The organism is uncultured Muriicola sp. (genome assembly GCF_947258935.1).
GTDB lineage: Bacteria > Bacteroidota > Bacteroidia > Flavobacteriales > Flavobacteriaceae > Muriicola.
Genome location: NZ_CAMYKH010000070.1, coordinates 1 through 9,833, shown reverse-complemented (window position 1 = coordinate 9,833; position 9,833 = coordinate 1). Strand labels below are relative to the sequence as shown.

Annotated in this window: 10 protein-coding genes; 4 read left to right on the top strand and 6 right to left on the bottom strand. The window is 41.4% G+C overall.

Going from position 1 to position 9,833, the window contains the following annotated elements:
• Together Q0X72_RS11125 and ilvD are read right to left on the bottom strand one after the other, a co-directional pair.
• The coding region (locus Q0X72_RS11125) for a thiamine pyrophosphate-binding protein (protein WP_297765272.1) at positions 1–937 on the bottom strand (937 nt) is incomplete at its 3' end.
• 69 nt (positions 938–1,006) lie between these two features.
• Entirely contained in the window at positions 1,007–2,686 is a 1,680-nt protein-coding gene (gene ilvD, locus Q0X72_RS11120) for a dihydroxy-acid dehydratase (protein ID WP_297765269.1), read from the bottom strand.
• A gap of 245 nt (positions 2,687–2,931) precedes the next feature.
• Between ilvD and Q0X72_RS11115 the strand changes: the two genes are divergently transcribed.
• Complete coding sequence (locus tag Q0X72_RS11115; protein ID WP_297765266.1) at positions 2,932–4,311, top strand: aldehyde dehydrogenase; 1,380 nt, start codon at positions 2,932–2,934, stop codon at positions 4,309–4,311.
• 3 nt (positions 4,312–4,314) lie between these two features.
• Here Q0X72_RS11115 and Q0X72_RS11110 read toward each other — a convergent pair whose 3' ends face one another.
• The 4 genes from Q0X72_RS11110 to Q0X72_RS11095 are packed head-to-tail and all read right to left on the bottom strand — an operon-like array spanning position 4,315 to position 7,817.
• Positions 4,315–5,154, bottom strand: a complete 840-nt coding sequence (locus Q0X72_RS11110) for a biotin-dependent carboxyltransferase family protein (protein ID WP_297765263.1) — start codon at positions 5,152–5,154, stop codon at positions 4,315–4,317.
• Complete coding sequence (gene pxpB / locus Q0X72_RS11105) at positions 5,147–5,884, bottom strand: 5-oxoprolinase subunit PxpB (protein ID WP_297765260.1); 738 nt, start codon at positions 5,882–5,884, stop codon at positions 5,147–5,149. The genes Q0X72_RS11110 and pxpB overlap by 8 nt, the downstream gene beginning before the upstream one ends.
• A complete protein-coding gene (gene pxpA / locus Q0X72_RS11100) occupies positions 5,881–6,627 on the bottom strand; it encodes a 5-oxoprolinase subunit PxpA (protein WP_297765257.1) in 747 nt (248 codons plus the stop codon). Before pxpA ends, pxpB begins: the two co-directional genes overlap by 4 nt.
• Positions 6,624–7,817, bottom strand: coding sequence for an Nramp family divalent metal transporter (locus Q0X72_RS11095; RefSeq protein ID WP_297765254.1), 1,194 nt, complete (start codon positions 7,815–7,817; stop codon positions 6,624–6,626). The genes pxpA and Q0X72_RS11095 overlap by 4 nt, the downstream gene beginning before the upstream one ends.
• Positions 7,818–8,036: 219 nt before the next feature.
• Here Q0X72_RS11095 and Q0X72_RS11090 point away from each other — a divergent pair, with 219 nt between their 5' ends.
• The 3 genes from Q0X72_RS11090 to Q0X72_RS11080 all read left to right on the top strand — a co-directional run.
• Positions 8,037–8,480, top strand: a complete 444-nt coding sequence (locus Q0X72_RS11090; RefSeq protein WP_297765251.1) for a hypothetical protein — start codon at positions 8,037–8,039, stop codon at positions 8,478–8,480.
• 29 nt (positions 8,481–8,509) lie between these two features.
• Positions 8,510–8,800: a hypothetical protein gene (locus tag Q0X72_RS11085; RefSeq protein WP_297765248.1), complete on the top strand. Its 291-nt coding sequence runs from the start codon at positions 8,510–8,512 to the stop codon at positions 8,798–8,800.
• A 182-nt stretch (positions 8,801–8,982) separates the two neighbouring features.
• Positions 8,983–9,833: histidinol-phosphate transaminase (locus Q0X72_RS11080; RefSeq protein WP_297765246.1), on the top strand; the 851-nt coding region annotated here is incomplete at its 3' end.

Sequence of the window (9,833 nt, the reverse complement as noted above, 5' to 3'; positions counted from 1 at the left end):
TGGCTTGCTTGGCATATGTGTCCAGACTTCCGGTTACACGGTCATCAAATCGCATACCGATAGCAACGAGCAAATCACATTCATTTGTAAGGACATTGGGGCCATAATTTCCATGCATACCTACCATCCCAACATTTAGCGGATGGTCTGTATTCATGGCAGATAGTCCCAGTATGGTCCATGCGGCAGGGATACCTGCTTTTTCTACAAGCTGTTTTAGTTCATCCTCTGCTTCGCCAAGGATCACTCCCTGTCCAAAAACGATATATGGTTTCTTGGCATTGTTTATCAATTCTGCTGCTGCATTTAGGTTTGCTTCCTTTGCCTTTGGAACTGGTTGATAACTACGAACCCCCTTACAATGCTCATAATGAAAATCGAGTTCATCGAATTGGGCATTTTTTGTAATATCGATCAGCACAGGACCCGGTCTCCCAGATCTTGCAATAAAAAAGGCTTTTGCCAGGATCTCTGGAATTTCAGTAGCGTTGGTTATTTGATAATTCCACTTGGTCACCGGAGTAGAGATGCCAATGATATCAGTTTCCTGAAAGGCATCAGAACCTAACAGATGTCTGGGTACCTGACCAGTAATACAAACCATTGGAGTGGAATCTATCTGGGCATCGGCGAGACCGGTAACCAAATTAGTTGCTCCCGGTCCTGAGGTGGCCAATGCAACCCCAACCTTACCGCTAACTCTGGCATATCCCTGGGCAGCATGTGTTGCTCCCTGTTCATGTCTTGTAAGGATATGGGTAAGTTTGTCCTGGAATTTGTATAACTCATCATATACCGGCATAATAGCCCCTCCGGGATATCCATAGATTAGATCTACTCCCTCGGCCAGAAGACAATGAATGATAGCCTCTGCACCACTGATCTTAAGTTTAGCAGGCGCCTTGGCCTTGGACTTATTTTTTTCAATTGTTTCCATATTCTTTTATCTTACAAACTAGCAGACCCTATGCCAGTAACCTGGATGGGGTCTTATAGAAATTATCCTTTATTTAAATTCATCTGTCACGCATCCCTGGGATGCAGACGACACTGTTTTGGCATACTTGTATAAACTTCCTTTGCGCACCTTTAAAAGGGGTTGCTTCCAGGCAGCTTTTCTCTTGTTTAATTCTTCATCTGACAAGGCTACACTAATGCTGTTCTTTATAGCGTCTATGGTGATCATATCCCCATCGTTGAGCAATCCTATTACACCGCCTTCCTGAGCTTCTGGTGATACATGTCCTACCACAAAGCCATGGGTGCCACCGGAAAATCTACCATCGGTAATCAAGGCCACCTCTTTACCTAATCCGGCACCCATAATGGCAGCCGTAGGTTTAAGCATTTCAGGCATTCCTGGTCCGCCTTTTGGCCCTTCATATCTTATGACAACTACATCGCCCTTTTTGACCAATCCTTTTCCAATACCCGCATTGGCTTTGAATTCGTCATCGAATACCTTTGCCGGACCTGTAAAATGATAGCCTTCTTTTCCTGTTATCTTGGCAACAGCCCCTTCGGTAGCCAGGTTACCATATAATATGCGCAAGTGTCCTGTATCTTTAATAGGATTCTCCAAGGAGTGAACGACATCTTGACCTTCGGTTAATCCTGGAACATTATTAAGGTTTTCTGCAACTGTCTTTCCTGTAACGGTAAGACAATCGCCATGCAACATCCCATTTTCCAACATAAACTTCATAACCGCCGGTGTACCACCTACCCTGTGTACATCCTCCATCAAGTATTTTCCGCTAGGCTTTAGATCGGCCAGGAACGGAGTAGTATCGCTTATATGTTGAAAATCATCCAAAGTAAAACTTATCTCGGCTGCTTTAGCTATTGCCAGAAAATGCAGCACCGCATTAGTAGATCCGCCCATAACCGTAATAAGCCTGATGGCATTCTCTAATGACTTTCGAGTGATGATATCGCTAGGTTTAATGTCATTCTCCATAAGATAGCGGAGAGCCTTTCCAGACTCTATACAATCGTTTTCTTTTTCAGGACCTATAGCCGGATTGGAAGAATTATACGGCATGGCCATCCCCAGAGCTTCTATGGCCGAAGCCATTGTATTAGCTGTATACATGCCTCCACAGGCACCGGCACCAGGACAAGCATTTTGGATAACGCTTTTGAATTCCTTCTCGTTCATGGTCCCTGCTACTTTTTCTCCCCAGGCCTCAAAAGCACTCACTATATCTAGTTTCTTGTTGTTTAAACATCCGGAAGCTATGGTGCCACCATACACCAGTACCGAGGGTCTGTTGAGTCTTATCATTGCCATCAAAGCACCCGGCATATTCTTATCACATCCCACTACTGTAATCAGGCCATCATAGTTCATAGCCTGCACTACAGTTTCCATTGAATCGGCAATGATGTCTCTGGAAGGAAGCGAATATCGCATCCCGTAGGTTCCCATAGATATACCATCACTTACCCCAATGGTATTAAACACCAATCCGATAAGATCTTTTTCTTTCAATCCTTTTTTTACATGTTGGGAAAGGTCATTGAGGTGCATATTACATGGATTGCCTTCATAACCGGTGCTCCCAATTCCTACCAACGGTTTTTTAAGATCATCTTCAGAAAGACCAATGGCGTAAAGCATGGCCTGAGCCCCCGGTTGCGTGGGATCTTGTGTTACATTCTTACTGTGTTTGTTTAAATCCATGTATATCTATCCCTAAAATCTTTGTATTACTCGTAAATACTATAGTTTCCAAAGATACTTGTTTAAAAACCCTGCTTTTAAAAACATCAGATATTGGTATAAATTCAATAGGATAAGATTAAAGTTATTTATCTGTATATCAGCTATTTAATACTTGATAATTTATCATATTCAATACATATAATTGTTGCTATTTCCTGTTTAATTTGATAGTTCTTACGGTAAAAAATTACCTATTTTTGGAAATGCAAAATTCAATCGCTCAGAATGTAGAGGCTCAAAGGCAGTTCTTTTCAACTCAAAAAACCAAAGATCTGGCCTTTAGAATAAAGACATTAAAATTACTTCAAAAAGAAATAATTCGTCAGGAAGATGCTATATGTGATGCCTTGTACGCCGATTTCAAAAAACCAAAGTTTGAAACTTTAGTGGCTGAAACGCAGTTCGTATTGGCCGAGCTGAAATCTGTCTGCAAATATCTAAAGTTGTGGGCCAAACCAGAAAGGGTGCCCGGAAGTTTACTGAACTTCCCTTCTTCAAATTGGATCTACAAAGAGCCTTATGGCACAGTATTGGTCATGGCTCCCTGGAATTATCCTTTCCAACTGGCGATTTTGCCTCTTGTCTCTGCCATTGCTGCAGGGAATACTGTAGTATTAAAACCCTCGGAATTAACACCATATACGAGTGCACTTCTTAAAAAATTGGTCGCATCGGTCTTTCATGAATCACATGCCATAGTAATTGAAGGGGACCTCCCAGTTTCTCAACAATTATTGGCAGAGAAATGGGATTATATTTTCTTTACTGGTAGCACGAAGGTTGGGAAGATTGTGTACGAAACTGCAGCCAAAAACCTTACGCCTGTTACCCTTGAATTAGGTGGAAAAAGCCCGTGTATTGTAGATGAAACAGCGCTTCTTTCACAAGCCGCCAAACGGATCGTCTGGGGAAAATTTCTGAATGCCGGGCAAACCTGTATAGCTCCGGATTATATTTTAGTACAACGAAAGGTGAAAGATTCCCTAATTGAGGAATTGAGCAAGACCATTACCAAATTCTTTGGCTCCGATGTGGAAGCTTCTGCTGATCTGGCGAGAATTGTTTCCAAGGATCATTACAATCGACTTCTTGGTTTGTTGGCCGATGAGGATATTGTCTTTGGTGGGAAACGGAATGATAAAGACAACTTCTTAGGACCCACCTTACTCAATGAACCTACGCCAGAAAGCAGGATAATGCAGGAAGAGATCTTTGGCCCTATTTTACCTATAATTTCTTATGAACAAGAGGAAGATATTGCCCAATGGATCCTAGCCTTTGGCAAACCGCTTGCCGCGTATATTTTTTCCAGGCGTACTTCTTTTCAGGACAGAATTTTAAAGCGCTATAGCTTTGGTGGAGGCGTTATCAATGATACCCTAATACACATCTCAAATAAAGAACTTCCTTTTGGTGGCGTGGGCCAAAGTGGTATTGGAGCCTATCATGGTAAAAGATCTTTTATGGCTTTTTCACATCAAAAATCAATTGTAAAAAGAGGAACATGGTTAGATATCCCATTGAGAAATCCGCCGTATACCTTGCCCCTATCCATATTAAAAAAGATAAAAAACTTCTTTTAGAGGCTAGGGCAACTTAAATGAAATAGAATCCCCGAATGTTTTCTGCGCCAATATATCAATAGCCTTCTCAGAAAGTTGCAAGATCCTGGGATAACCGCCCGTAGTTTGTCCATCTCGCATTAGGATGATCAATTTTCCACCAGGCGTTACCTGAACGGTTCCGGGTAAGGTTGCAGATGTCAACATGATATGTGTATGTTCTCCAATAGACTCCTCTAACTGATATGCCATTCTGTTATTCTCTTTGGCAATCGTAAATGAACCATTAAAAATAAGCTCTTTTTGGGCATCAGATAAGATTTCATACTCTGGTCCCAGGCTTACATTAAGCGTTTTGAATTTGTCTATATCCTCTCTTTTGATATGGGTGATCTTAGGTTCAAAATCTGCCACCTCATCATAGGGGACCTCCATCCTGGAATCCAAATGATTTATTTCTGTGATTGGGGAATAAAAAGACCTGCTGTTTAATACTAAAGGGGTTTGAAAACCATTTTTTACAGCCAGGTATCCTCTTAGTCCGTCTATGTGCTTACCAAAGGCCAGTTTATCTCCCGCATTCACTTTGTGAACACTGTGATTATCTATGTCCTTGCCATTTAGCTGAGGGGAAAGGTTGGCTCCTGATAGGGCTATCCAGGTTTCTTCTTCAAATTCGAGAAGAGGCCCGGACATGGTTATTTCTAAGACTGCGTCATTTTCATCATTTTCGAGCATGGCATTTGCCAGTAAGGCAGCAGCCTGATCCATTGCGCCGGAAACAGGGACTCCCATATGGCGAAACCCAAACCTGCCTTGGTCCTGAACGGTAGTGAAAAATCCACTTTTAATGACTTTAAGCACGTGTAGATTCTTTTTTTAAGAGGTCGATCCCTACTTCAGCCTGAATGACATGAAGATCGAATTGAGCTCTTGTGATAGAATAGAATTGAATAGAATCGCCTACACTTACAAAGCAAGGATTCTCTTTTTCTGCATTAAAAATAGGAATAGGACAGTTTCCAATAATATTCCACCCGCCCGGGCAATCTTGTGGATAAATACCTGTCTGTTTTCGCGCCAGTCCCACCGCCCCTTTTTTAACATTAAGCCTTGGAGTGGCTTTCCGTGGGGTTTCAAGATCTTTTGGCACACCGCCTAAATACATGAATCCGGGTAAAAACCCAATCCCGTACACGATAAATGTTGAGGTTGTATGAAGTGTAATGATTTGTTCAATAGACTTCCCTGTATGTTTGGACACCTCTTCAAGATCGATCCCAAACTCGGGATCATAACAGACCGGGAGCCTCCATAAATGCGTTTGCTTTTTTGCACCTTCCTTTCTTTCCCGATACAAATTTTCTAATTGGTTAGAGGTTGCTTTATGATCAATATTTTTGTGAATATTTATAAGTGTCAATGAGTTATATGCAGGAACTATCTCCCATTCCTTGTCATTAAAACTATTGAGAAAAAGGAAGTCTTTAAAAATAAGAATGTCATCTAAGATGCTACGCTCTATTTCATTGGGCCATTCAATCAGAATGGCGTGTACGCCAAAAGGCTTTATTTGTATGGGGTACGAATTCATTTCTCTAAATGAATATGATGCTTTGGTAATTCTTCGGAAAGATACATCAATATTTCATACGCACTAACAGTATCACCGTGAATACAAAAAGTATTGGCAACTATAGGAACCAAATCTCCCTCAGGGACCTGCACCTCCCCTTTCTTGATCATAAGAAGCAAATGTTTCAGTACCTGTTTTGGGTCCGAAATAATAGCATTAGTCTGGCTACGCGGCACCAAAGAAAGATCCTTTCTATAATTACGGTCACCAAAGGCTTCATAGATAATCTTATATCCCATTTGTAAGGCTTCCCCTGCTATGACAGAACCATAGGCAACATAAAGGGATATAGTATCTTTGACGTGGAGAATAGATTCCAGATAGCTTTTCGCTAACTCCTTATCCTTTGCCAAATCATTGTACAAAGCTCCATGGGCCTTAATATGGTGCATAGAAGCTCCATGAGCTCTTATCAAGCTATCTAGCAGTTCTACCTGAGAGCGAATACTTTCTTTGAACTCCTCCGGAGGTAACGACATGCTTTTTCGGCCAAAGTGCTCCCTGTCCGGATAGGATGGATGTGCTCCTATTTTAATTTGGTGTTTTATGGCAAGTCTTATCACCTTGTTCATTGTCTCGCCGTCGCCCGCATGGCCGCCACAGGCAAGATTACAAGAGGAAATAAATGGAAATAGTTGGGCTTCATTATGAAGTCCTTCCCCTACATCACAATTGATGTCTATTGTCCATTTCTTATTCATACGTTTCCAATAACAGACCAGATACTCTTAATACCCAGAACAATGATCAAAAGCAGCAACAGTATACCGGCTACATTTTGCCACCTCTTATTCTTATATGCTCCCATCAGGCTCGACTTATTGACTACCCATAATAAAAAGATACATATAACAGGCAGTAACAAACCATTTGCCACCTGGGCAAATTTAATGATTTCGATAGGGCGTATCTGAAACGACTGAGATACTACACCAACCAAAAGTATGAATCCCCAAACCAACCTAAATTTATAGGATCTAAGGCCATCCTTCCAGTTAAAGCAACTGGCAGCTACGTAAGCGGCTGCTAATGGAGCTGTAATCGCCGAAGTGATGCCGGCAGCAAATAATCCAATCCCCATGAAGTATCTGGCAGTTTGCCCATATAGTGGTTCCAGGCCTTTAGCCAGATCTAGTCCATTTACTACTTCCAACTGCTGATTTGCAGTAGCGGTAATAATGATGGCCATGGAAATTATCCCTCCCAATCCAATTGAGAGGATAGTATCCCAACGAACAGCCTTCAGGTCTTTAGCAGATTTCCATTTTTCACTTACCAGGGAAGCGTGCAGAAATAGATTGTAAGGCACTACGGTAGTGCCAATCAGTGCAACCACTGTGAATAAGCTGTCTTCAGGTAGTGACGGAATGAACAGTCCGGCCAGGATTTTCCCTATTGCCGGTTTAGTAATTACCGCCGCCAGCACAAAAGAAATACTCATAAGCATAACGAGCGATATGAAGATCTTCTCCAGCACCTTATAAGATCCGACATATAACAAGGAAAAAGCACAGCCCCCAATTACCCAGGCATACCAAAACTTAGGGCTTCCGCCAAGTATTGCTTCCATGCCTAAAACTGCTCCCCCAATATTACCGGCTTCATAGGCTGTATTACCAATAACTATGGCAGAGAGGACTATCAGTATCATAAGGTTCCTCAACCACGGCCGTTTTAACTCATTTCTAAAACTGGCCGCCAGCCCCTGCTGTGTAATGATCCCAATTCTCGCTGCCATTTCCTGAAATACTACTGTTGTAAGTATAGAAAGCAGCATCGCCCATAAGAGCGCAAATCCAAAGTCGACGCCAGCCAAGGTGCAGGTAGTAATAGTACCTGGACCTATAAAAGCGGCAGCAACAAGTACGCCCGGACCAATTTTTTTAAACACGCTTTATCTTTAATTTGATTTGGAAAGTACATTAAAAATAAATCTTTCGCGAAAATTTCATGAATTCACTGCTCAGAATTGAGGAGCAAATGTTAAAAAAAGTGTTGTTCGTCTAAAAAAATGCAGTTCGTCTAAAAACAGGGGGTCGTTCATCGATGTTATAAAATAATCGATAGTTCTCAAGGTTATAATAGACCCAAATCAATTGACCTACCTTGCATGACCTGTTTAGAATGTAACAAACAACTTAGCTATGTCGATCACAAAACCTCCATGGAAACCTATGGGGTTGAATTATGCGGAAAGCATAAAACGCGTATCGACAAACTTATCAGATCTAATGGCACACCATTAGCCGCTATACAACTGTATTATGCGCTGAAAGAAATAGGGGTCTACCCAATGCTCGAATGGTGGGATGGGAAAAAATCAGTAGATATAGCTATCTCACGAGTAAAACTCAATATCGAGATAGAGACAGAATATCAAATGCTTACACATGAACAAGCCATGAACAATCTGGAAGAGACCATGCACTCTTTTAAAAATGGTTTTACCACCATCCGTATTCCGCATGTGGTCATTAAGCATTACCTAAAAGAAACCGTAAAGAGCATCTATGGGATCATTGAAGGTTTAAAAGTGAACATAAAAGTAATTTAACAATAGTGGGCAGCTTAAAATTGGATTCTATGGAGCAAGAAAGCAAATACACGGTTAGGTCTTATAATGTTAGTAAATTAATACTATGCCTTTTGACCATTGCCGCTCTCGCAGTGATGATCAATACTAATCCTGTGCTTTCTCGTTACCTTTTTGGCTTGCCTGTAGTTCTTTCCGGTCTGCTTGGCATCGTAGGAAGTGTTATTTTGTATAAAGGGAAAAACGAACCTATAGATGAGAAAAAGATCATAGCGTTTATAGTAAACACTGCCATGGTACTTCTTATCATCGCCATCTTTATTTCTAATACGCTTTATTAGTATTACCCCATCTCTTATACAGTAAACCCAAGCCTGAAAAAGCATCCTTCTTTTTCTGTCTGATCTGTCATTTTAGGCAGTATCCTCCTACTCAATTTTTTCAATTTATTTTTCTAAATATTGAAGTAAGGGATCTCCTCTATTAGGAATATTTGTATCTTCTTCTATACAAATTTCAACTCATGAAAAACATAGACAGAAGACAATGGCTCAAAACAATGGGCCTAACAGGAGGCTTTACCCTTATGGGTGGATTGGGCGCCATGGCATTGGAATATGAACCAAGACCCCTTTTGCCAGATGGCCCTGTAAAACTCAATTCCAATGAAAATCCGTACGGACCATCTAAAAATGTACGAACTGTCATTAGTAATAGCTTTGATATTGCTTGTAGATATCCTTTTCAGTATTTAACTAAGCTCGTTGCAGAAATTGCCGAGAAAGAAGGTGTTTCCAAAGATTGTGTGGTGGTCACCGGTGGCTCTACAGAAGGTCTTAAAGCAACCGGACTTGTTTATGGAATTGAGAGCGGTGAGATCATTGCCGCAGATCCTACATTTCAGGCAATGTTATCTTATGCCGAATATTTTGGCGCCTATGTACACAGGGTACCGCTTGATGAAAAAATGGAGCACGATCTGGAAGCGATGAGCAAAAGAATTACCAGCAAGACCAGGTTGATCTTTCTTTGTAACCCAAACAACCCTACCGGTACCTTACTGAAGAAGGAGTCGCTACGCGACTTTTGTATGTCTAACGATGATAAAGCAGTTATTTTCAGTGATGAGGCGTATTACGACTTTATTACGGAGCCAGACTACCCTTCTATGGTAGAACTGGTAAAGGAAGATAGAAATGTGATCGTCTCCAAAACCTTTTCCAAGGTATATGGCCTGGCCGGAATGCGCATAGGGTATCTTATCGCCAGACCGGATATTGCTACCCGACTTAAAAAAGCGGTGATGGCGAATACAAATGTTTTAGCCATAGAAGCTGCTCGTGAGGCTTTGCGAGATGATGAATTTTACAAGTT